The following is a 22,606-nucleotide window of genomic DNA, read 5'->3' as shown; positions in this document are numbered from 1 at the left end:
CCCACTGATTAAAGTTTCAACTTATTTCAAAAATGAAAGTTTACGAATGATAGGGAGACGACTTAACTCTTCTTTTCGAATGAGTTTGAAAGTGAAGAGAAGTACGATATAAACAATTGTTGTTAAAGTGATTTCCCATAATGTTTGTATGCCAAGGGCATGAGAGAAAATAATATATTTATGAAGATAAAAACCGAAGGCGCCCGCGATACCGATGGCAAGTCCGCCGAAAATATAGTCTTTTGCGTAAATGGTAAATGTAATCTTTTTTAAAACAGTAGCGTAGTGAAGAAATGTTACTGTTACAATATTTGCAGCAATAGCGAGAGCAACCCCCATCATTTGAAATTCTGGCCTTGATGCTAGTACAAAAATAACGATTAATTTCACGATGGCACCAATAAATGTATTCATCATTGCAGCTCTTGCTAAGTTTAAAGCTTGCAAAACAGAGGTAAGTGGACTTTGGAAATAATGAAATAAAAAGCAAGGCGCAAGAAGTTGAATGAATGCTGTTGCGCTGTCTGATCCATACATAAGAGTTAAAACAGGAGAAGCGAATACGTATAATATAACGACAGACCATCCGCCGGTAATTAATGAAATTCGAAGTGCTTGTTGTAAACGGTGCTCTACTAATTTATGTTGTCTTTTTGCCATTGCTTCACTAATAGAAGGAACGAGCGCTGTAGAGAGAGCGTATGTAATAAAGGCGGGTAGTGATAGGAGCGGGAATGCATAACCGTTTAATATACCGTATTGCTGGGTTGCAATAGAAGCAGCGACACCAGCGATTGCTAAGCTTTGCATAACGACAATAGGTTCAAAAAAATAGGAAACGGAGCCGATTAAACGACTTCCTGTAGTTGGAAGGGCAATATCCATCAGAGAATAAAATGTTCCTTTGCTTTCCTTTACAGTAGTGAAAAATCCAGAGCGTATTGATAAATGTTTTTCTCGCTGAAATAACGTGAGTAAAAATAATAAGGATGCAACTTCACCGAGAACAGCTGATAACATAGCGCCGGCTGCAGCGTATTCTATGCCGTAAGGTAAAAATAATTGAATGCATATAGCGATAATGGTAATGCGGACGACTTGTTCTAGAACTTGCGCATAAGCGCTAGGTTTCATGTTTTGTTTCCCTTGAAAGTAACCACGCAAAACAGAAGAAACAGCAATAACAGGAACAACGGGCAAAATGGCCATTAATGGATAGTACGTTCTTTCGTCGGTTAATAATGTTTTTGCTAAAATAGGTGTGAGGAACATAATTCCGATTGTTAAAATGATACTAATAACGGATGTAACAGCTAGTGATACGGTTAATATTTTTTTAACTCTTTGTTTATCGTTCACAGCTTCCGCTTCTGCTACAAATTTTGCGATTGCGACAGGAAGACCAATTTGTGTCAATGTAATTGCTAAAATGAATGTAGGAACGGCCATCATATAAAGACCAACGCCTTCTTCTCCCAAAATACGTGCCATTACTATGCGGTTGATAAAGCCGAGTATTTTTGTAATAAAGCCGGCTATCATTAAAATAAATGCGCCTTTTAAAAAGCTTTGTCTCGTCATGTTCTTCTCCTACCTTCTCAAAATCAATGGAATGATTTACAATAATTTATATGCACGTACGAGACAAGAATGACAAGCATTTAAGAGAGTGAAGTATGATAGTGCTCTTGAAAGTAGTTATTGCTGTCCATTAGAGCGGGAATAAAAGCGACTTTTCGTGCGAAATAAGAAGGAGATGTTATAGATGTTAGATAGAGAGGCTTTGGTAGAATCATACCGCGGACAGTTACAAGTCGTTTTAGAAAGTAAAGTAGAAGAGTTTCAAATGTTCGGCTACGACAGAGTGACAGATGATGACATTTGGAAGTTTCTTAAAGTGAAAAAGTGGAAGAAGATAGACAGCGATGTTAGATTGTATGAATTAGTTAATGACGTATTAACAGTAAGTGCTAATGAATATATGACATATTTAACTGTTGAAGCATATCAAGCGCCACTTTGGTCATTTGATGAATATGAAAATAAATAACCGACTGCAATTGGTTTGTTCTTCCTTTTGCAGTATAATGATAGGTATTGATAATCAGGAAATAATTATGTCTAAGATCATATATAAAGGAGGTAGTGAAGAGAGAAAACAAATAATGAAAGTGCAGGTATCGTGAAAACGTACCGGCACAGCTAGTGATGAGCTAGCAAAATTATAGAAAGGAAGTCTACTAACTAGACGTATGCACACGTGTAAAAGTGAATCGTAAGAGATTTATTTAAAGTGTTAGTAGCGGAAAGAGGGTACATATGGCAAAGCGTGGTACGAGAATTGCCGCCTTTTTCCTCATCGTTTTATTAATCGGTGGAGTAATTGGTGCGGCAGGAAAAGACATAGCAAAAGGAATTAGTCTAGGACTAGACCTTCGCGGTGGTTTTGAAATTCTGTATGAAGTAAAACCAGCCAAAAAAGGTGACAAAATCGATCGAGACGTACTTGTAAGTACAGTAGGTGCTCTTGAGAATCGTGTCAATGTTCTCGGTGTAAGTGAGCCGAACATTCAAATCGAAGGGCAAGATCGAATTCGTGTACAGCTTGCTGGTGTACAAGATCAGCAAAAAGCACGTGAAATGTTATCAACACAAGCGAAATTAACATTCCGTGATGTAGATGATAATCTTCTTATGGACGGAACGGATTTAAAAGGCGGCGGAGCGAAGCAAACATTTGATGAGCAAGGCCGTGCGAGCGTAGGTCTTACACTAAAGAGCGCTGAAAAATTCCGTGAAGTAACTGAAAAAATTTCAAAAATGCCACCACCAACGAATTTAATGGTAATTTGGCTTGATTTTGAAGAAGGAAAAGATTCGTACAAAGCAGAATCTGCAAAACCGAATCCGAAGTTCTTATCAGCAGCAACAGTAAACCAAGTATTTAACCAAGCTGAAGTATCTATCGTAGGTGGAAACTTCACAGTTGAAAGTGCGAAACAACTTTCATCTTTATTAAATGCAGGTGCACTTCCTGTTGATTTAAAAGAAATGTATTCAACATCTGTTGGAGCGAAGTTTGGTCAACAAGCGTTAGAGCAAACGATTTTCGCTAGTGCGATTGGTATCGCTCTTATTTTCTTATTTATGCTTGTATTCTACCGTTTACCAGGACTTGTAGCGGTTATTATGTTAGGTTTATACATTTTCGTTACGTTACTTGTCTTTAACTGGATGCATGCAGTTCTTACGCTGCCGGGTATTGCGGCGTTAGTGCTCGGGGTAGGTATCGCTGTTGATGCGAATATTATTACGTACGAGAGACTGAAAGAAGAGCTGAAAATTGGTAAGTCAATGATGTCAGCATTCCGTGCTGGTAACCATCGTTCATTAGCAACGATTTTAGATGCGAACATTACAACACTTGCAGCAGCTGGTGTGTTATTCGTTTACGGTAATAGTTCCGTAAAAGGGTTCGCAACAAGTTTAATCGTAAGTATTTTAGTCGGTTTCATTACGAACGTATTCGGTACTCGTTTCTTACTAAGTTTACTAGTAAAGAGCCGTTACTTCGATAAAAAACCAGGATACTTTGGTGTGAAGCAAAAGGATATTATTCCATTAACAAAAGGTGTAGTACATCCACCAACGAAATTTGATCGTATTAACTTCGTAAATGTCGGTCATAAATTCCTTATCTTCTCGATTGTAGTTGTAATTGCAGGTGCAATTATCTTGCCAATTTTCAAATTGAATCTTGGTATTGACTTTGCGAGTGGTACACGTATCGACTTGCAATCAAAACAAGCAGTTACTGTGTCTGATGTTCATAAAGATTTTAAAGAGTTGAACATTGATGTGAAGGAAGAAAATATTGTACCGACTGGAGATGACAATAAAGGATTCGCAGTTCGTACATTAGGTGTTCTATCAAAAGATGAAATTGCAAAAACAAAAACATTCTTCCACGATAAATATGGTACAGATCCAAACGTAAGTACAGTTTCACCAACAATCGGGAAAGAAATTGCACGAAATGCATTTATCGCAGTATTAATCGCTTCTGCGGTTATCATTTTATACGTAAGTATTCGATTCCGATTTACGTACGCATTATCTGCAGTACTTGCATTATTACATGATGCGTTCGTTATGATTGTTATATTTAGTATTTTCCAATTAGAGGTAGACTTAACGTTTATCGCTGCAGTGTTAACAATCATCGGTTATTCTATTAATGATTCAATCGTTACATTTGATAGAAACCGTGAATTATACAAACAGAAAAAACGAGTTCGCGATATAAAAGACTTAGAAGAAATCGTAAATGCAAGTATTCGCCAAACGCTTGGTCGTTCGATTAACACCGTATTAACAGTGTTATTTCCAGTAATTGCACTGCTTATCTTCGGTAGTGAGTCACTACGTAACTTCTCGTTTGCGTTACTAGTTGGATTAGTTGTAGGTACGTATTCTTCTGTTTTCGTTGCTTCTCAAATTTGGTTAATGCTTGAAAACCGTCGTTTGAAAAAGGGCAAAAACAAGAAAAAGGTTGAGAAAGTAGAATCTGAACCGCAAGTATAGAAAAGATGATGTCTCTTTATGAGGCATCTCTTTTTTCGTTTGTGGATACAATAAGATAGCAACTTTTTAACAGAAAGAAGATTGAAGAAAGTGGTGGTATTATCGCTGTTTTTGTTAAAATAAAAAGATAGGTTAAGAAAAGAAGGGATTTTAATGATGGAAAAAGATGAACGTTTTAAACAGGCTGAGTTTGGTGCTATTGTCGGGATCGTTGGTAATATTATATTAGCGATTGTAAAGGCGGTAATTGGTTATATTGGGAACAGTAAAGCACTGTTAGCGGATGCGGTGCATTCTGCATCAGATGTAATTGGTTCGCTAGCTGTACTTTTTGGATTGCGAGCGGCAAAGCAGCCACCTGATGAGGATCATCCATATGGTCATGGTAAAGCGGAATCGATTTCAGCGATTATTGTTGCGGTATTATTATTTATTGTGGGACTTGAAATCGCGATTTCGTCTATAAAAGCTTTTTCGCAAGAACTAGAACCACCGAAAGGAATTACGATATTTGCTGTTGTTCTTTCAATCGTCGTGAAAGAAGGAATGTTTCAATATAAATTCCGATTAGGGAAAAGAGTAAACAGTGATGCAATTATTGCAAATGCATATGAGCACCGTTCGGATGTATTTTCTTCAATTGCAGCTTTAATCGGTATTTGTGCAGCTATAATCGGTGGTAAGCTTGGTATAGACTGGCTCGTATATGCTGATCCGATTGCAGGATTAGTTGTTTCACTTCTTGTTGTAAAAATGGCATGGAGCATTGGAGCGGAAGCAATTCATGCAACGCTTGACCATGTTCTTCATGAGGAGGATGTTATTCCGCTTAGAGAGGCCGTTCTTCAAGTAGATGGTGTGAAAAAAATTGGTTCTTTATATGCACGGGAGCATGGTCATTATGTTATTGTCGATATTAAAGTGTCTGTAGATCCATACATTACCGTAGAAGAAGGACACCGTATTGGAAAACATGTGAAAGAAATACTTATGAAACAAGATAATGTACAAAATGTATTCGTACATATAAATCCGTATTCTCCAAATTAAACATCATTAACATTTTAGTATATAGATATTGCATCGTAGTTTGCATTATATTGTCACCCCTTAATCTGTCTTGTATAATGAACAGGTTAAGGGGTGATTTCGTGTTACAACCGAAGACGCGTTGGAAAGAAAAAGAATATAATGACGAGCGAGTGAGTGAATTAGCAAGTAAATTACAGTTATCGCCACTTGTCGTTTCATTATTCCTCGGTAGAGGACTAGATACAGAAGATAAGATTTTAGATTTTTTAAATACAGAAAATCAAGAATTTCATGATCCATTTTTATTAGAAGGAATGGATAGAACGGTAGAACGTGTAAATAAGGCCATTCAAAATGGAGAGCAAATATTAATATTTGGTGATTACGATGCGGACGGAGTAAGTAGTACGACGGTTTTATATCTTGCTCTTCAAGAATTAGGTGCAGAAGTAGAATTTTACATTCCAAATCGTTTTACAGAAGGGTATGGACCGAACGAAGAAGCGTTTCGTTGGGCGCATAGCGCAGGGTTCTCACTGATTATTACTGTCGACACTGGCATCGCAGCAGTACATGAAGCGAATGTAGCGAAAGAGCTTGGAATAGATCTAATTATTACAGATCACCATGAGCCACCGCCAGAATTGCCAGAAGCACTTGCGATTATACATCCGAAATTAGAAGGTGGCGTATATCCGTTTCACTATTTAGCTGGTGTAGGTGTTGCGTTTAAAGTTGCGCATGCACTATTAGGCCGTGTACCAGAACATTTATTAGAGATTGCAGTAATCGGTACAGTAGCTGATTTAGTATCACTTCATGGTGAAAATAGGTTGCTAGTGAAACGCGGTTTAAAACATATGCGTATGACGAGAAATATTGGTTTGAAGGCATTGTTTAAAGTTGCTAACGTTTCGCAAAGTGAAATTACCGAAGAGAGTATTGGTTTCTCAATTGCACCTCGTATTAATGCGGTCGGGCGTTTAGAAGATGCAGCGCCGGCTGTACACCTTTTATTATCAGATGATCCAGAGGAAGCGAAAGAGCTAGCTGAAGAAATTGATGAGCTGAACAAACTGCGAAAAGATATTGTAAAGCAAATTACAGAAGAGGCTATCGCTGAAGTGGAAAATAACTTCCCACCAGAAGAAAATAAAGTATTAGTACTTGCAAAAGAAGGCTGGAACCCAGGGGTAATTGGAATTGTTGCTTCTAAATTAGTTGAACGTTTTTATCGTCCGACGATTGTATTAAGCATTGATCCTATAAAAGAAACAGCAAAAGGCTCAGCACGTAGTATTGCAGGATTTGATTTGTTTGCAAATTTATCAGATTGTAGAGAGTTATTACCACACTTCGGAGGGCATCCGATGGCAGCGGGAATGACGCTACATATGAATGATGTAGATGAATTACGTCGCCGCTTAAATGAACAAGCAGATGCAATTTTAACAGACGAAGATTTTATTCCAATTACAGCAGTTGATGTTTTTTGCAAAGTAGAGGATGTAACGTTAGCGGCAATTGAAGATATGCAAAAACTAGCCCCGTTTGGTATTGGAAATCCGAAACCACGTATTGCAGTAAAAGATGCAGAGTTAGAAAGCATTCGCGCAATCGGATCAGATGGCTCTCATTTAAAAATGGCTCTTCGTGATGGACAAGCAACACTGGATACAATTGGATTTGGTTTTGGTGCATATGCGAAAGAAATCTCTCCAGTTGCAAAAGTATCTGTAATAGGAGAAGCGTCCATTAATGAATGGAATAACTTTAAGAAGCCACAACTAATGGTACAAGATATTGCTGTAGAGGCGTGGCAATTATTTGATTGGCGTAGTATGCGTAATGCAGAAGCAAATTTAGCAGAACTTCCGAAAGAAAAAATAACAATGGTGTATTTTTCTGAAGAGGTATTGAATAAATTTTCTTTAGAGAGCTATAAAGAAAAGCTCATGCATGCTTCAGAAGTAACGCATTTAGATGATCAATATATCGTGTTACTTGATTTACCAAAAGGAACAGATGAATTACGTGAGCTATTTAAGGTAGGATTCCCAGCGCGAATTTATACGCTATTTTATCAAGAGAATAACCACTTATTTAGTACAGTTCCGACGAGAGAACACTTTAAATGGTACTATTCTTTCTTAAGCCAAAAAACACCATTTTCTTTAAGACAATATGGAGAACAACTATGTCGTCATAAAGGTTGGTCAAAAGATACAGTAAATTTCATGACACAGGTGTTTTTTGAGTTAGAATTTGTTACAATAAAAGATGGCGTCATTTTTATGGCAGACAAAAAACAAAAGCGTGATTTAATTGAATCGAACACATATCGTGAGAAAATGAACCACTTACAATTAGAAAAAGAATTGGTTTATAGCACATATCAGCAACTATATACATGGTTTGAAACGATTCGTAATCATAAAGAAGTAGAACAGTTAGGGTAAAGGATTTGTATTTACAAACCTTTTAGATCTGAGGAGGATTCAGAAATATGGATTTCAAGCAACATATCGCAATTGTACCGGATTATCCGAAAGAAGGTATTGTGTTTAAAGACATTACACCTTTAATGAATGACGGTAAAGCATACAAAGCAGCAACAGATGCAATCGTTGAATACGCAAAAGAAAGAGATATCGATGTTGTAGTAGGACCAGAAGCTCGTGGTTTCATTATCGGTTGCCCAGTTTCTTATGCGTTAGAAGTAGGATTTGCGCCAGTTCGTAAATTAGGAAAATTACCACGTGAAGTAATTACAGTTGACTACGGTAAAGAATATGGTAAAGATGTTTTAACAATCCATAAAGATGCAATTAAGCCAGGTCAACGCGTATTAATTACAGATGACCTATTAGCTACAGGTGGAACTATCGAAGCGACAATTAAGCTAGTTGAAGAACTTGGCGGAGTTGTAGCAGGGATTGCATTCTTAGTAGAGCTTACTTACTTAGATGGTCGTAAAATGTTAGATGGTTACGATGTATTAGTATTAGAAAAATACTAATCACTATATAGGTAAAACTACGGTGATAAAAAGTACCCGTGAATCTCTTGGAGAGGAGCGGGTACTTTTGTATAATTGAACAAAAAATCATGGTGAAATGTCAGTAAAATCTTTTCCTTTTCACAATTCACAATCATTGGGTTATAATGATAGAATATAATTTATTCTATTAAATAAAGATAAAGTCAATTTTCAATAAAAGGTGATTCGATGGCAAATGAGCAGGTACTAACAGCTGAACAGGTACTCGAGAAAGCAAGTCAATATTTAGTGGATGAAGATATTGAGCTAGTAGCACGTGCCTATGAATATGCACGCGATGCGCATAGCGAACAATACAGAAAATCGGGTGAACCGTATATTATTCATCCAATTCAAGTTGCAGGTATTTTAGTTGATTTACACATGGATCCAGCTACGGTATCAGCAGGTTTCTTACATGATGTAGTGGAAGATACAGAGATTACGTTAGAAGATATTGAACGGGAATTTAACAAAGAAATTGCTATGCTTGTTGATGGTGTTACGAAGCTTGGGAAGATCAAATATAAATCTCACGAACAACAACAAGCAGAAAACCATCGCAAAATGTTTATTGCAATGGCTCAAGATATTCGAGTTATTTTAATTAAACTAGCTGATCGTCTTCATAACATGCGTACATTGAAACATTTGCCTCAAGAGAAGCAGCGTCGCATAGCGAATGAAACGCTAGAAATCTTTGCACCTTTAGCACATAGACTCGGAATTAGTACTATTAAATGGGAGCTAGAGGATACGTCACTTCGCTATTTAAATCCACAACAATATTATCGTATTGTAAATTTAATGAAGCGTAAACGTGCAGAACGTGAAGAATATTTAGACGAAGTAATGACTGGTATTCGTGAGAAATTAAAAGAAGTTGCAATTCAACCTGAGATCTCTGGAAGACCGAAACATATTTACAGTATTTATCGTAAAATGGCACTGCAAAATAAACAGTTCAATGAAATTTATGATTTATTAGCTGTACGTGTCGTTGTAAATAGTATTAAAGATTGTTATGCAGTGCTTGGAATTATTCATACGTGCTGGAAGCCGATGCCAGGTCGTTTTAAAGATTATATTGCAATGCCAAAAGCAAATCTATATCAATCTCTTCATACGACTGTAATTGGACCGAAAGGTGATCCGCTTGAAGTGCAAATTCGTACGAAAGAAATGCACGAAATTGCAGAATTCGGGATCGCGGCACACTGGGCATACAAAGAAGGAAAAACAGCAGAAACAACAGGTACATTAGAGAAGAAACTCACGTGGTTCCGTCAAATATTAGAATGGCAAAATGAAACTTCTAATGCAGAAGAATTTATGGAGTCATTAAAAATTGATTTATTCTCTGACATGGTATTCGTCTTTACACCGAAAGGCGATGTAATGGAATTACCACTTGGATCGGTTCCAATTGATTTCGCGTATCGTGTCCATTCGGAAATTGGGAATAAAACAATTGGTGCAAAAGTAAACGGGAAAATGGTGACGCTGGATTATAAATTAAAAACAGGCGATATCATTGAAATTTTAACGTCGAAACATTCATATGGCCCAAGTCAAGATTGGGTAAAACTTGCTCAAACATCTCATGCGAAAAATAAAATTCGTCAATTCTTTAAGAAACAACGTAGAGACGAAAATATTGAAAAAGGCCGTGAACTTGTTGAAAAGGAAGTACGTGGTCTAGAGTATGAGATGAAAGAAGTATTAGCGCCTGATAACTTAAAACGCGTCGCTGAGAAATTTAACTTTGCAAATGAAGAAGATATGTTTGCAGCAGTTGGATATAGCGGAATTACAGCTTCGCAAATTGTTACGCGACTAACGGACAAGTTCCGCAAGCAACGCGAAGAAGAAGAAATTGTTGAAGTTAAAGAAGTTCGTAAACCGATGAAAATTCGAAAATGGGATTCTGGTGTAAAGGTAAGCGGTGCTGATAATTTATTAATCCGTTTATCGAAATGCTGTAACCCAGTTCCGGGTGATGATATCGTTGGGTATATTACCAAAGGCCGAGGTGTATCGATTCACCGCCGTGATTGTGTAAATGTTCATACAGAAGAAGCGATAGAACGTTTATTAGAAGTTGAGTGGGAAGGTAGCCCTGAAAAAGAAATAGAGTATAACGTTGATATTGAAATTTCAGGTTACGATCGCCGCGGTTTATTAAATGAAGTACTGCAAGCTGTTACAGAGACGAAAACATACATTTCAGCTGTTTCTGGTAGAAGTGACCGTAATAAGATGGCAACAATTAATATGTCAATCTCGATTCGTAACTTACAACACTTGAAAAAAGTAGTAGAACGCATTAAACGCGTTCCAGAAATTTATGCAGTACGACGCATGATGCATTAATAGGGAGTGTAGAAAGATGAGAGTTGTTTTACAACGATCAAAGAAAGCGTCTGTCACAGTAGACGGTGAGATCGTAGGACAAATTCCGTTCGGTTTAACATTACTAGTTGGCATTACGCACGAAGATACAGAAAAAGATGCAACTTACATTGCGGAAAAAATTGCAAACTTACGTATTTTTGAAGATGAGAGTGGAAAGATGAATCATTCTGTACTTGATGTAGAAGGACAAGTTCTATCTATTTCGCAATTCACATTATACGGAGATTGCCGCAAGGGAAGACGTCCAAACTTTATGGATGCTGCGAAACCTGATTATGCAGAGCGTTTATACGATTTCTTTAATGAAGAAGTTCGTAAACAAGGATTACATGTGGAAACAGGGAAGTTCGGAGCAATGATGGATGTTTCTTTAATCAATGATGGTCCGGTGACCTTAATTGTAGAAAGTAAATAGTGTTGATAAAAAAGAGAGGGTTATATAATCCTCTCTTTTTTATACATTGTTGTATGTTTTGTTCATTTATTTGGAATCAATAGCAGTTTCGGTTATGTATAACTCTCCCATCAATATGGAACAATAAAAAGTAAAACATCCATATTGAATGTGAGGGATATACGTATGCGTATGAATGAAAAAGGGCATTCTGTTACAAATGGTGCAAATCAACTATTTAACGTGAATTTTCATGATTTTATTTCAAAAGAGCAAAACAATACTTCAATGGAGCTTGCTTCCGAGTTTGGGATTTCTCTTCAAGATGTAAAGCGTTTAAAGAAGCAGATTGAACGTTCTTAGAGCACTTGACAATCCTACTTAACAAACGTATAGTAATTTTATATTTACATATGAATATAACCGTTGATAGAGAAGAGTAAATGAGATACACATGGAAAGAGAAGGAATGTCTTAGGCTGAAAACATTTCTGCATGATGACTGATTGAATGACACTCTAGAGGTTTCAACTTGAACGGCATATACGCTTAGTAGGGATGAACGCACATTTAAGCGTTATTAAAAAAGTGGAAGCATACGTGCTTCAATTAGGGTGGCACCACGGGTATAATACTCTCGTCCCTACTGTTTAAACAGTAGAGGCGGGAGTTTTTTTATTTTTATTAAGATTAAAACAATTTGAGGAGGAACTGAATATGTCTATTCAAATCCCACGCGGAACGCAAGATATTCTTCCAGGCACTGTTGAGTTATGGCAGTATATCGAAGGGCAAGCACGCGAAATTTGCCGTCGTTACAATTATAAAGAAATTCGTACACCAATTTTTGAGCACACTGAGCTATTTTTACGCGGTGTTGGTGATACGACAGATATCGTACAAAAAGAAATGTACTCATTCCAAGATCGTGGAGAGCGCAGCTTAACATTACGTCCAGAAGGTACTGCACCTGTTGTACGTTCTTACGTTGAAAATAAAATGTTTGGTGATGCAACACAACCAACGAAATTATACTATATCGGTCAAATGTTCCGTTATGAAAGACCACAAGCAGGTCGCTATCGTCAATTCGTACAATTCGGTATCGAAGCAATCGGCAGTAATGACCCTGCAATTGATGCAGAAGTAATTGCACTTGCTGTTGAATTTTACCGCGGCATGGGCTTAAAAAATATTAAAGTTGTATTAAACAGTTTAGGTGACGCAGCGAGCCGTCAAGCGCACCGTGATGCATTAATCGCACACTTTGAGCCACGTATCGGCGAATTCTGTTCTGACTGTCAATCTCGCTTAGAAAAGAACCCACTTCGAATTTTAGACTGTAAGAAGGACCGTAACCATGAATTAATGGGAACAGCACCATCTATTACAGAATACTTAAACGAAGATTCAGCAATATACTACGACAAAGTTCAAGAACTATTAACGATGATGGATGTTCCGTTTGAAAAAGATCCGAACTTAGTGCGTGGTTTAGACTACTACCAACACACTGTTTTTGAAATTATGAGTGAGGCAGAAGGTTTCGGTGCGATCACTACATTAAGCGGTGGTGGCCGTTATAACGGACTTGTACAAGAAATCGGTGGACCAGAAATGCCAGGTATCGGTTTTGCAATGAGTATTGAACGTTTAATTATGGCGCTAAAAGCTGAAAACATCGAATTACCACTTGAACATAGTATTGATTGTTACGTTGTGGCGCTTGGCGAAAAAGCGAAAGACCATGCTGCAAAAGTTGCGTTCGATCTTCGTAAAGCTGGATTGTCAGTTGAAAAAGATTATTCAGATCGTAAAATGAAAGCACAATTTAAATCAGCAGATCGTCTAAAGGCGAAATTTGTAGCTGTATTAGGAGAAGATGAGCTAGATAAAGGCATCATTAACTTAAAAGATATGGCAACAGGTGAACAAGAAGAAGTAGCGTTAGATGTATTTGCTTCATACGTAGCAGAGAAATTAATATAGGGGGAACTTACAGTGGCTGAAAGAACACATGCATGTGGAAAAGTAACAGTAGAAGCTGTTGGACAAACAGTTCAATTAAAAGGTTGGGTACAAAAACGCCGTGACTTAGGTGGATTAATCTTTATCGACTTACGTGACCGTACAGGTATCGTGCAAGTTGTATTTAACCCAGAAACATCAAAAGAAGCGTTAGAAGTAGCAGAAACAATTCGTAGCGAATACGTATTACACGTAGAAGGTACAGTTGTTGAACGTGGTGAAGGCGCAATTAATGACAATATGGCAACTGGTCGTATTGAAGTACAAGCAACAAAAGTAAATGTACTAAATGCAGCGAAAACAACGCCAATCATCATTGCTGATGATACAGATGCATCAGAAGATGTGCGTTTAAAATATCGTTATTTAGACTTACGTCGCCCAGTAATGTTTAACACATTCAAAATGCGTCATGACGTAACGAAAACAATTCGTAACTTCTTAGACACAGAAGAGTTCTTAGAAGTAGAAACACCAATTTTAACGAAAAGCACGCCAGAAGGAGCTCGTGACTATTTAGTACCAAGTCGTGTGCATGATGGTGAATTCTATGCACTACCACAGTCACCACAGTTATTTAAACAGCTTCTTATGGTCGGCGGATTTGAGCGTTACTATCAAGTAGCACGTTGTTTCCGTGATGAAGATTTACGTGCGGATCGTCAACCGGAATTCACGCAAATTGATATCGAAGCTTCATTCTTAACACAAGATGAAATTTTAGATATGATGGAGCGTATGATGACGAAAGTTATGAAGGATGCAAAAGGTGTAGAAGTTAGTGCACCATTCCCTCGTATGAAATATGCTGATGCAATGGCTCGCTACGGTTCTGATAAGCCAGATACACGCTTTGAAATGGAACTAACAGACTTATCTGAGTTTGCAGCAGGTTGTGGCTTTAAAGTGTTTACAAGTGCTGTAGAAAGCGGCGGACAAGTAAAAGCAATCAATGCAAAAGGTGCTGCAAGTAAATATTCTCGTAAAGACATCGATGCATTAACTGAATTCGTGAAAGTATACGGTGCAAAAGGTCTAGCTTGGCTTAAAGTTGAAGAAGACGGTTTAAAAGGACCGATTGCAAAATTCTTCGGTGAAGAAGATGCAAATGTGTTAATGAGCACATTAGAAGCTACTGCTGGCGACTTATTACTATTCGTAGCAGATAAGAAGAGCGTTGTTGCAGATAGCTTAGGCGCACTTCGTTTACGTCTAGGTAAAGAGCTTGAGTTAATTGATGAAAGTAAATTTAATTTCCTATGGGTAACGGATTGGCCACTTCTTGAGTACGATGAAGATGCAGATCGTTACTTCGCAGCTCACCACCCATTCACAATGCCATTCCGTGAAGACGTTGAGTTACTAGAAACAGCACCAGAAAAAGCACGTGCACAAGCATATGACCTTGTATTAAACGGTTATGAGCTTGGTGGTGGATCACTTCGTATTTACGAGCGTGACGTACAAGAAAAAATGTTCAAAGCACTTGGATTCTCACAAGAAGAAGCGCAAGAGCAATTCGGATTCTTATTAGAAGCATTCGAATACGGTACACCACCACACGGCGGTATTGCATTAGGTTTAGATCGTCTTGTTATGCTGCTTGCAGGCCGTACGAACCTTCGTGATACAATTGCATTCCCGAAAACAGCAAGCGCAAGCTGCTTATTAACAGAAGCTCCAAGCCCAGTTGCAGAAGCACAGCTTGAAGAGTTAAACTTAAAATTAAGCTTAAAAGAAGAGAAGTAAGAATAGGGTCTAGATGGTTATACTAATACCATCTAGACTTTTTTTGAGAGGTTGTTTAAAAAGTCCGGTTTAGATAACTGTCGCATCTCATCGTTGCTTCGCCAGTTCGGTGCTCGAGTAGTATTTCTACACTGCGCTCCTCCTGGCTTCAGCGCCTCGATCTGCTCGGTTCTCTAAATCCTCCTTTTTAAACGTGTATTGAAAGGAAGTAAAAAAAGACCGGTTTACACTATGTTTTCATTATCGAAATATGTATTTTTAGGAATTCTATAACTTTTTCTATACAAATAGTCGGAAAAACGCTAGAATACATGGTAGACCATTTTTGTAATAGGAGTGTAGAGCTGAATGTTACATCAATTTTCACGTAATGAATTAGCCTTCGGTAAAGAAGGACTTGAAATATTAAAAAATAGTACAGTCGGTATTTTAGGAATTGGCGGCGTAGGCTCTTTTGCAGCTGAAGCGTTAGCACGTTCTGGCGTTGGACGTCTTGTATTAGTTGATAAAGACGTTGTAGATATTACAAACGTAAACCGTCAAATTCACGCTTTAGTATCTACTGTAGGACGTTCAAAAGTAGAATTAATGAAAGAGCGTATCGCAGACATTAACCCAGAGTGTGAAGTAATTGGACTTGAAATGTTTTATACAGATGAAACATATGAAGAGTTCTTTAAGCACGGTTTAGATTTCGTAGTGGATGCATCTGATACGATTACGTTCAAAATCCATTTAATTAAACAATGTTTACGTCGTAAAATTAAAATTATCTCATGTATGGGTGCAGCAAATAAAATGGATCCAACTCGTTTCCGTATTGCGGACATTTCTAAAACACATACAGATCCAATTGCGAAAGTCATTCGTACGAAGCTTCGTAAAGAGGGTATTAAAAAAGGTGTAAAAGTTGTCTTCTCTGACGAAAACCCAATCGTAATTCGTGAAGAGGTACGTAAAGAAATCGTACCAGACGAAAATGCAAAAATTCGTAAAGCGAAATTACCGCCTTCATCAAATGCATTCGTACCATCTGTGGCAGGCTTAATCATGGCAAGTCACGTTGTACGTGAACGTATTAAAAACGTTGAAGTGAAGCGTGTAGGGCAAGAATAAAAAGAAAGCATATATCCGTCAAGGGTATATGCTTTTTCTATTATGTTTTAAAGAATTGCAGATATTTGCAATACTAATAATTCGAATGTAAGTAATCCTAATAAAGAATAATCGTATTTATCCGACTTATAGGCGGAAATCTTTTTTAAACTCTTAATGGTAAAAAGACCTAATATTAGAAAGAGAATACCGAGTGTTATTTTGAAGACTATTAATGAAATAGCAACCATCGCCCTTAAAATGTATATGTTTATAATAACATTTTAGTAAAAAATATCTAATCTATACCGAGAGTTTTCTTGTGTGATAGGGAGGGATATTTCTTGTCGAATCATCGATATATTAAAAAAATCGTTGATATATTTTGAGTTACGATAGATATATTTGAAAAATCGTCGGTGTAATTTCATTTACCGACACATACATATATACTCTCCACCAAAGAAACAAACAGGGATGTCACTTAGTCAAAAAAGTGACATCCCTGTTTTTAATTCTCTGCAGAATAAATAATATCTAAATTTCCATTTTGATCTGTTTTGAAAATCGGGGCAATTTGCTCTTCTTGCTCTTCGACTGAAACAAGTTTTCGAGCACGATCCATAATTCGAACAAGCATCGCGTAATCTTCTTCGATTGCTTGTTGTTTTTTTGTGAGTACCGCTAATTTCGTTTCAAGTTCATGATTCGTTTTTTGCAGAGAAGTGAGCTGAGCTTGTAATACATCATTTTCAGTTTGCAACTTTGCGAGTGAAGGGTTATTATGCTCCAAGTTTTGCAAAAATGAGATGACATTTTGCATCGTAAGTTCTTGTTTACTTGGCGTAATATCTTCAGAAAACTCAGCATCGATTACGAGTTGTTTCGTTTTCGTGAACTGATTTTTTTCTATTTTAGCTTCAGAGCGCTTTAATTCTTTACGTTGTTTCTTCGCAAGCTGCACAGCATCTTCGTAATTCGGCCTTACTTCAGCATTCCATCTAAAGCCGCAAGCTGCTGAAGTCCGGTTCAACGTATCGCCGACTTCATCAAATGCTTTTATTTGTGTACTTCCGCTGCGAATATGTCGTAAAACAGTTTCTGCTAAAAGGAGATCATCTTCTTTTGTCCATGCATCTTGACGTGTTTTCATAAGCGAAGCCTCCATAATGGTGACGTTTTCGTTTATGTTACCCTTTATTTTTCGTTTTATTCGAAGTTTGTAATCTTTCATAAACAGTAGAAAGGGCTTGCTCAAATTTCCCTGTCGTTTTCGGTTTATAATATTGCTTGTTTTTTATTTTATCAGGTAAGTATTGTTGCCTTACCCAGCCATTTGGATGGTCGTGTGGATATAAATATCCAATGCCTCTTCCAAGTGATTCTGCGCCTTTGTAATGACTATCTTTTAAATGGCTTGGAATGTCACCTGTTTGACCGTTGCGTAAATCGTGTAATGCAGCATCAAGTGCTTTATAAGCTGAATTTGATTTTGGTGATAAGCATAGCTCGATAACGGCATTTGCAAGTGGGATGCGTGCTTCTGGGAATCCAACTCGTTCAGCTGATTCAATTGCAGCTAGTGTACGTGGTCCAGCTTGTGGGCTAGCAAGTCCAATATCTTCATAAGCCATAATAAGAAGGCGTCTGCCAATACTTTGTAAATCACCTGCTTCAATAAGGCGTGCTAAATAATGGAGCGCTGCATTTACATCACTTCCGCGCACTGATTTTTGAAATGCTGATAATACGTCATAATGAGCATCGCCGCCTTTGTCGTGAACGAAGCTCTTCTTTTGTAAGCATTCTTCCGCAATCTCGAGTGTGATTTCAGCCGCTTGATCGTCTGTAGTAAAGCTAGATAATACAGCAAGCTCAAGTGCGTTATAAGCGGAACGCATATCACCACCAGAGGCATTTGCAAAGTGATGTAGTGCTTCATCTGTTACCGTTACAGCATATTCTCCAAGGCCTTTTTCTTTATCTTCTAAAGCTCTTTTTAACCCAATTAAAATATCATCTTCTGTTAGTGCGTGTAATTCGAAAATTTGACACCTGCTTCGAATAGCGGAGTTTATTGCATGGAATGGATTACTTGTCGTTGCACCAATTAAAGTAAGAAGTCCGCTTTCTAAGTGAGGTAATAGAAAGTCTTGCTTTGCTTTATCTAGACGGTGAACTTCATCTAAAATTAAAACGAGGTGCCGATGCATCTTCGCTTCTTGCACGACAACTTCCATATCTTTTTTATTGTGAGTAACAGCGTTCAATAGACGAAACGGGGTACCGGTACTTCCAGCAATTGCACTGGCAATGGATGTTTTTCCTGTACCTGGAGGACCGTATAAAATCATAGATTGAAAATGATTGGCTTGGACCATTCGCCATAAAATCTTTCCTTCACCAACTAAATGTTGTTGCCCAATAATTTCTTGAATATTTGTAGGGCGCATTCGATGTGCGAGTGGTTGTTTCATTTGGACCGTCTCCCTTAATATATAATCTCGTTCTATCGTATCATTTTTTTCTACGAAATTTGAAATAGGATGCTGTTTTATGGGAAAAATGAAGGATAATATTTTCATTTTTCTTTCAATTGTAATAATTTCCGAGTTTTTCAATGTGATTTTATGTTATCATTTTGATACACAAGTTGAAATTTCTTATAATACTATATTATGCTATAATTTCATAGGATTTTAAATTGTGTTCTTTTTATAAATAAGATATAACCAATAGAAGTGAAAATTTGAAAAGAGGTGCAAAATAGATGAAAATTTCAACGAAAGGCCGCTATGGCTTAACAATTATGATTGATCTTGCAAAAAAGTTTGGTGAAGGTCCGATTTCATTAAAATCAATTGCGCAGGCGCATGACTTATCTGAGCATTACTTAGAGCAATTAATTTCACCACTTCGTAACGCTCGTCTTGTAAAGAGTACGCGCGGGGCATATGGCGGATATGTATTATCTGATCAACCGGCTAACATTACAGCTGGGGATGTAATCCGTGTATTAGAGGGACCGATTAGTGTTGTAGAAATGATAGAAGAAGAAGAGCCAGCGCAGCGCCAGTTATGGATGCGTGTTCGTGATGCGGTGCAAGAAGTGTTAGATAGTACAACGTTAGAAGATTTAGTACGTTATGAGGAAGAAAATCACGGGGGCTATATGTTTTACATTTAATTCCTTGTGAAACGATTTGGAAAGAAGGAGATTTAATGGAACGCATTTACTTAGATCATGCTGCGACATCTCCGACTCACCCAGAAGTGGTCGAAAAGATGATTCCATATATGACAGAAATATTCGGGAACCCGTCTAGTATTCACTTTTATGGACGTCAAACTCGTCACACAGTAGATGAGGCGAGAAGAGTGTGTGCACGCAGCATTCATGCGAATCCGAATGAAATTATATTTACGAGCGGTGGTACAGAAGCTGATAATTTAGCGCTTATCGGTGTAGCACGTGCGAACCGTCATAAAGGTAACCACATTATAACGACGCAAATTGAACATCATGCGATTTTGCATACGTGCGAATTGTTAGAGCGTGAAGGGTTTGAAGTGACATATTTACCTGTCGATGAAACCGGGCGCATTCAAGTTTCTGACATACAAAAGGCATTAACAGAAGAGACGATTCTTGTATCTGTTATGTTTGGGAATAATGAAGTAGGGACGATGCAACCGATTGTGGAAATAGGAAAGCTGTTAAAAGAGCATCAAGCGTATTTCCATACAGATGCGGTACAAGCTTACGGTTTAGTAGAAATTAATGTGAAAGAGTTTGGTATTGATTTATTATCAATTTCAGCTCATAAAATTAACGGGCCAAAAGGTGTAGGTTTCTTATACGCTGGTGCAAATGTGAAATTTGAACCGTTATTAATAGGCGGAGAGCAAGAAAGAAAACGCCGTGCTGGTACGGAAAATGTGCCTAGTATTGCTGGGCTTCAGTATGCAATTCTTATAGCTGAAAAAACTCGTGAGCAAAAAAATGCCCAATATGAAGAGTTTAAAGATATAATGGTATCTGTCTTCAAAAATGAAGGCATTACTTTCGAGGTAAACGGAAACTTAGAACATCGCTTACCGCATGTACTTAATGTAAGTTTTACAGGAATGAACATTGAACCTTTCCTTGTGAACTTAGACTTAGCTGGCATTGCAGTATCAAGTGGTTCTGCTTGTACAGCTGGTTCGATTGATCCATCACATGTATTAGTAGCGATGTTTGGAAAAGACTCCGATCAAATACGTTCATCCGTACGCTTTAGTTTTGGACTTGGAAATACGAAAGAGCAAATTGAAAAAGCGGCGTACGAAACAGTGAAAATCGTGAAGCGATTAACACAAAATTAGCATGGGAGGTGACATGATGAACAAACTACCTCACGAAACACGCGTTGTCATCGGAATGTCCGGTGGCGTCGATTCATCTGTAGCAGCACTTTTATTAAAAGAGCAAGGTTATGATGTAATCGGAATTTTTATGAAAAACTGGGATGATACAGATGAGAATGGTGTCTGCACAGCAACAGAAGATTACAATGATGTAATTGAAGTGTGTAACCAAATTGGTATTCCGTATTATGCAGTAAACTTTGAAAAACAATACTGGGATAAAGTATTTACGTACTTCTTAGATGAGTACCGAGCTGGTCGTACACCAAACCCAGATGTAATGTGTAATAAAGAAATTAAATTTAAAGCATTTTTAGAGCATGCAATTGCGCTTGGTGCGGATTATGTGGCAACAGGCCATTATGCACGTGTTGCTTATATGGACGGCGAATATAAAATGCTTCGCGGTGTTGATGACAATAAAGATCAAACATATTTCTTAAATCAATTAAGCCAAGAGCAATTATCAAAAACAATGTTCCCGTTAGGTGAATTAAAGAAACCGCAAATTCGTGAAATGGCGAAAGAAGCTGGCTTAGCGACAGCGGCGAAAAAAGATAGTACAGGTATTTGCTTCATTGGTGAGCGTAACTTTAAAGATTTCTTAAGTAATTACTTACCGGCACAACCAGGTGTAATGCAAACATTATCTGGTGAAGTGAAAGGGAAGCATGACGGTTTAATGTATTATACAATTGGACAACGTCATGGCCTTGGAATTGGTGGTAATGGTGATCCATGGTTTGCTGTTGGAAAAAATCTAAAAGAAAACATTTTATATGTTGATCAAGGATTCCATAACGAACTTCTATATGGTGATGAAGTTATTGCTACGAATGTAGGATGGGTAAGTAACAAAGAAAAAGAAACAGAATTTAAGTGCACGGCGAAATTCCGTTATCGTCAAGAAGACAATAAAGTAACGGTTCAAATCGTTGATGAAAATACAGTTCGTATTCTTTGTGATGAGCCAATTCGTGCAATTACACCAGGACAAGCAGTCGTTTTCTATGATGGAGATGAGTGCTTAGGCGGTGCTACAATTGATGAAGTATACCGTAGTGGTAAGAAATTGGATTATTTAGGATAAATGAGAAGCCTCTGCCGATTAGCGGTTAGAGGTTTCTTTTACATAAAGCGAATTTTCGTTCGCTTGGAAAATACATTCTTTGTTATAATTTGTTGTAGAGGTGAAGGACATGTCAAACAAACTTGAAACAGGTATTCAATATATGCAAGAAGGAAACTGGGAAGAAGCAGCTAAAAATTTTACAGAAGCAATCGAAGAAAATCCGAAAGATGCGCTTGGATACATTAATTTTGCAAATTTATTAGACGTATTAGGTGATAGCGAGCGAGCGATTTTATTTTATAAACGTGCACTAGAGTTAGATGATAAATCTGCAGCAGCCTACTATGGTTTAGGAAATGTATATTATGGCCAAGAGCAATTTACTGAAGCGAAAGCTGTATTTGAACAAGCAATGCAAGCTGGATTACAATCAGCTGATGTAACATTTATGTTAGGTATCACACATGTACAGCTTGGAAATGATCGTCTTGCACTACCATTCTTACAAAGAGCAACAGAATTAGATGAAAACGATGTAGAAGCTGTATTCCAGTGCGGACTTTGCTTCGCGCGACTAGAACACGTTCAAGAGGCGAAACCTTATTTTGAAAAGGTATTAGAAATGGATGAGGAGCATGCAGATGCGTATTACAATTTAGGTGTTGCGTACGTATTTGAGGAAAATAATGAGAAGGCTCTCGCTTTATTTAAGAAAGCAACTGAAATTCAGCCAGAACACTTTTTAGCGGGTAATGGCGTTCGTTTATTAGAGCAAGAAGCTGAATAA

At 37.6% G+C, this 22,606-nt stretch carries 18 protein-coding genes and 1 other annotated feature; of the genes, 15 read left to right on the top strand and 3 right to left on the bottom strand.

Annotated elements, in window-relative coordinates; translation table 11 throughout:
• Positions 1-21 precede the first annotated feature (21 nt).
• Entirely contained in the window at positions 22-1,581 is a 1,560-nt protein-coding gene (gene spoVB, locus MHB52_RS22870; protein WP_016118661.1) for a stage V sporulation protein B, read from the bottom strand.
• 184 nt (positions 1,582-1,765) lie between these two features.
• Between spoVB and MHB52_RS22865 the strand changes: the two genes are divergently transcribed.
• The 11 genes from MHB52_RS22865 (at position 1,766) to MHB52_RS22815 (ending at position 16,358) form a co-directional block, all read left to right on the top strand.
• The gene (locus tag MHB52_RS22865) at positions 1,766-2,050 is read left to right on the top strand and encodes a post-transcriptional regulator (RefSeq protein ID WP_000886978.1); all 285 of its coding nucleotides are present in this window, start codon (positions 1,766-1,768) and stop codon (positions 2,048-2,050) included.
• A 269-nt stretch (positions 2,051-2,319) separates the two neighbouring features.
• The gene (gene secDF / locus MHB52_RS22860; protein ID WP_001119060.1) at positions 2,320-4,584 is read left to right on the top strand and encodes a protein translocase subunit SecDF; all 2,265 of its coding nucleotides are present in this window, start codon (positions 2,320-2,322) and stop codon (positions 4,582-4,584) included.
• Positions 4,585-4,740: 156 nt separating this feature from the next.
• Entirely contained in the window at positions 4,741-5,634 is an 894-nt protein-coding gene (locus tag MHB52_RS22855) for a cation diffusion facilitator family transporter (protein ID WP_000409743.1), read from the top strand.
• 101 nt (positions 5,635-5,735) lie between these two features.
• Positions 5,736-8,075: a single-stranded-DNA-specific exonuclease RecJ gene (gene recJ, locus MHB52_RS22850; protein ID WP_061664892.1), complete on the top strand. Its 2,340-nt coding sequence runs from the start codon at positions 5,736-5,738 to the stop codon at positions 8,073-8,075.
• Positions 8,076-8,122: 47 nt separating this feature from the next.
• Complete coding sequence (locus MHB52_RS22845; protein WP_000346215.1) at positions 8,123-8,635, top strand: adenine phosphoribosyltransferase; 513 nt, start codon at positions 8,123-8,125, stop codon at positions 8,633-8,635.
• Between the two features lie 210 nt (positions 8,636-8,845).
• Complete coding sequence (relA, locus tag MHB52_RS22840) at positions 8,846-11,029, top strand: GTP diphosphokinase (RefSeq protein ID WP_001262813.1); 2,184 nt, start codon at positions 8,846-8,848, stop codon at positions 11,027-11,029.
• 16 nt (positions 11,030-11,045) lie between these two features.
• Positions 11,046-11,486 carry a D-tyrosyl-tRNA(Tyr) deacylase gene (locus MHB52_RS22835; protein WP_001266965.1) on the top strand — a complete coding sequence of 147 codons (441 nt, stop codon included), beginning with the start codon at positions 11,046-11,048 and terminating at the stop codon, positions 11,484-11,486.
• Positions 11,487-11,651: 165 nt separating this feature from the next.
• Positions 11,652-11,828: a hypothetical protein gene (locus MHB52_RS22830; protein WP_001242605.1), complete on the top strand. Its 177-nt coding sequence runs from the start codon at positions 11,652-11,654 to the stop codon at positions 11,826-11,828.
• A gap of 54 nt (positions 11,829-11,882) precedes the next feature.
• Positions 11,883-12,113 (top strand) — a binding site (T-box leader).
• Positions 12,114-12,182: 69 nt separating this feature from the next.
• Complete coding sequence (gene hisS, locus MHB52_RS22825; RefSeq protein WP_061664891.1) at positions 12,183-13,454, top strand: histidine--tRNA ligase; 1,272 nt, start codon at positions 12,183-12,185, stop codon at positions 13,452-13,454.
• 12 nt (positions 13,455-13,466) lie between these two features.
• Entirely contained in the window at positions 13,467-15,242 is a 1,776-nt protein-coding gene (aspS, locus tag MHB52_RS22820) for an aspartate--tRNA ligase (protein WP_000840898.1), read from the top strand.
• A 348-nt stretch (positions 15,243-15,590) separates the two neighbouring features.
• Entirely contained in the window at positions 15,591-16,358 is a 768-nt protein-coding gene (locus MHB52_RS22815) for a tRNA threonylcarbamoyladenosine dehydratase (RefSeq protein WP_000903176.1), read from the top strand.
• A gap of 490 nt (positions 16,359-16,848) precedes the next feature.
• Here MHB52_RS22815 and MHB52_RS22810 read toward each other — a convergent pair whose 3' ends face one another.
• Together MHB52_RS22810 and MHB52_RS22805 are read right to left on the bottom strand one after the other, a co-directional pair.
• The gene (locus MHB52_RS22810) at positions 16,849-17,490 is read right to left on the bottom strand and encodes an RsfA family transcriptional regulator (protein WP_000857722.1); all 642 of its coding nucleotides are present in this window, start codon (positions 17,488-17,490) and stop codon (positions 16,849-16,851) included.
• Positions 17,491-17,527: 37 nt separating this feature from the next.
• On the bottom strand, positions 17,528-18,814 hold the full coding sequence (locus MHB52_RS22805; protein WP_000812919.1) for a replication-associated recombination protein A: 1,287 nt from the start codon (positions 18,812-18,814) through the stop codon (positions 17,528-17,530).
• Positions 18,815-19,107: 293 nt separating this feature from the next.
• On the opposite strand from MHB52_RS22805, the gene cymR reads away from it, so the two are divergent.
• The 4 genes from cymR (at position 19,108) to MHB52_RS22785 (ending at position 22,606) form a co-directional block, all read left to right on the top strand.
• Positions 19,108-19,524, top strand: a complete 417-nt coding sequence (gene cymR / locus MHB52_RS22800; protein WP_000704116.1) for a cysteine metabolism transcriptional regulator CymR — start codon at positions 19,108-19,110, stop codon at positions 19,522-19,524.
• 35 nt (positions 19,525-19,559) lie between these two features.
• A complete protein-coding gene (locus tag MHB52_RS22795) occupies positions 19,560-20,705 on the top strand; it encodes a cysteine desulfurase family protein (protein ID WP_000439893.1) in 1,146 nt (381 codons plus the stop codon).
• A gap of 16 nt (positions 20,706-20,721) precedes the next feature.
• A complete protein-coding gene (gene mnmA, locus MHB52_RS22790; RefSeq protein WP_001038010.1) occupies positions 20,722-21,837 on the top strand; it encodes a tRNA 2-thiouridine(34) synthase MnmA in 1,116 nt (371 codons plus the stop codon).
• Positions 21,838-21,946: 109 nt separating this feature from the next.
• Positions 21,947-22,606, top strand: a complete 660-nt coding sequence (locus MHB52_RS22785) for a tetratricopeptide repeat protein (RefSeq protein ID WP_061664890.1) — start codon at positions 21,947-21,949, stop codon at positions 22,604-22,606.

Source organism: Bacillus sp. FSL K6-0073 (assembly GCF_038006085.1).
Lineage (GTDB): Bacteria > Bacillota > Bacilli > Bacillales > Bacillaceae_G > Bacillus_A > Bacillus_A cereus.
Note: the sequence above shows the minus strand (reverse complement) of the source record. Positions and strands in the feature narration are given on the sequence as shown.

Bases quoted from the DNA above. Each gene is read 5' to 3' on its own strand.
- spoVB (WP_016118661.1), bottom strand. From the start codon at position 1,581: ATGACGAGACAAAGCTTTTTAAAAGGCGCATTTATTTTAATGATAGCC.
- MHB52_RS22865 (WP_000886978.1), top strand. From the start codon at position 1,766: ATGTTAGATAGAGAGGCTTTGGTAGAATCATACCGCGGACAGTTACAA.
- secDF (WP_001119060.1), top strand. From the start codon at position 2,320: ATGGCAAAGCGTGGTACGAGAATTGCCGCCTTTTTCCTCATCGTTTTA.
- MHB52_RS22855 (WP_000409743.1), top strand. From the start codon at position 4,741: ATGGAAAAAGATGAACGTTTTAAACAGGCTGAGTTTGGTGCTATTGTC.
- MHB52_RS22845 (WP_000346215.1), top strand. From the start codon at position 8,123: ATGGATTTCAAGCAACATATCGCAATTGTACCGGATTATCCGAAAGAA.
- relA (WP_001262813.1), top strand. From the start codon at position 8,846: ATGGCAAATGAGCAGGTACTAACAGCTGAACAGGTACTCGAGAAAGCA.
- MHB52_RS22835 (WP_001266965.1), top strand. From the start codon at position 11,046: ATGAGAGTTGTTTTACAACGATCAAAGAAAGCGTCTGTCACAGTAGAC.
- MHB52_RS22830 (WP_001242605.1), top strand. From the start codon at position 11,652: ATGCGTATGAATGAAAAAGGGCATTCTGTTACAAATGGTGCAAATCAA.
- hisS (WP_061664891.1), top strand. From the start codon at position 12,183: ATGTCTATTCAAATCCCACGCGGAACGCAAGATATTCTTCCAGGCACT.
- MHB52_RS22815 (WP_000903176.1), top strand. From the start codon at position 15,591: ATGTTACATCAATTTTCACGTAATGAATTAGCCTTCGGTAAAGAAGGA.
- MHB52_RS22810 (WP_000857722.1), bottom strand. From the start codon at position 17,490: ATGAAAACACGTCAAGATGCATGGACAAAAGAAGATGATCTCCTTTTA.
- MHB52_RS22805 (WP_000812919.1), bottom strand. From the start codon at position 18,814: ATGAAACAACCACTCGCACATCGAATGCGCCCTACAAATATTCAAGAA.
- cymR (WP_000704116.1), top strand. From the start codon at position 19,108: ATGAAAATTTCAACGAAAGGCCGCTATGGCTTAACAATTATGATTGAT.
- MHB52_RS22795 (WP_000439893.1), top strand. From the start codon at position 19,560: ATGGAACGCATTTACTTAGATCATGCTGCGACATCTCCGACTCACCCA.
- mnmA (WP_001038010.1), top strand. From the start codon at position 20,722: ATGAACAAACTACCTCACGAAACACGCGTTGTCATCGGAATGTCCGGT.
- MHB52_RS22785 (WP_061664890.1), top strand. From the start codon at position 21,947: ATGTCAAACAAACTTGAAACAGGTATTCAATATATGCAAGAAGGAAAC.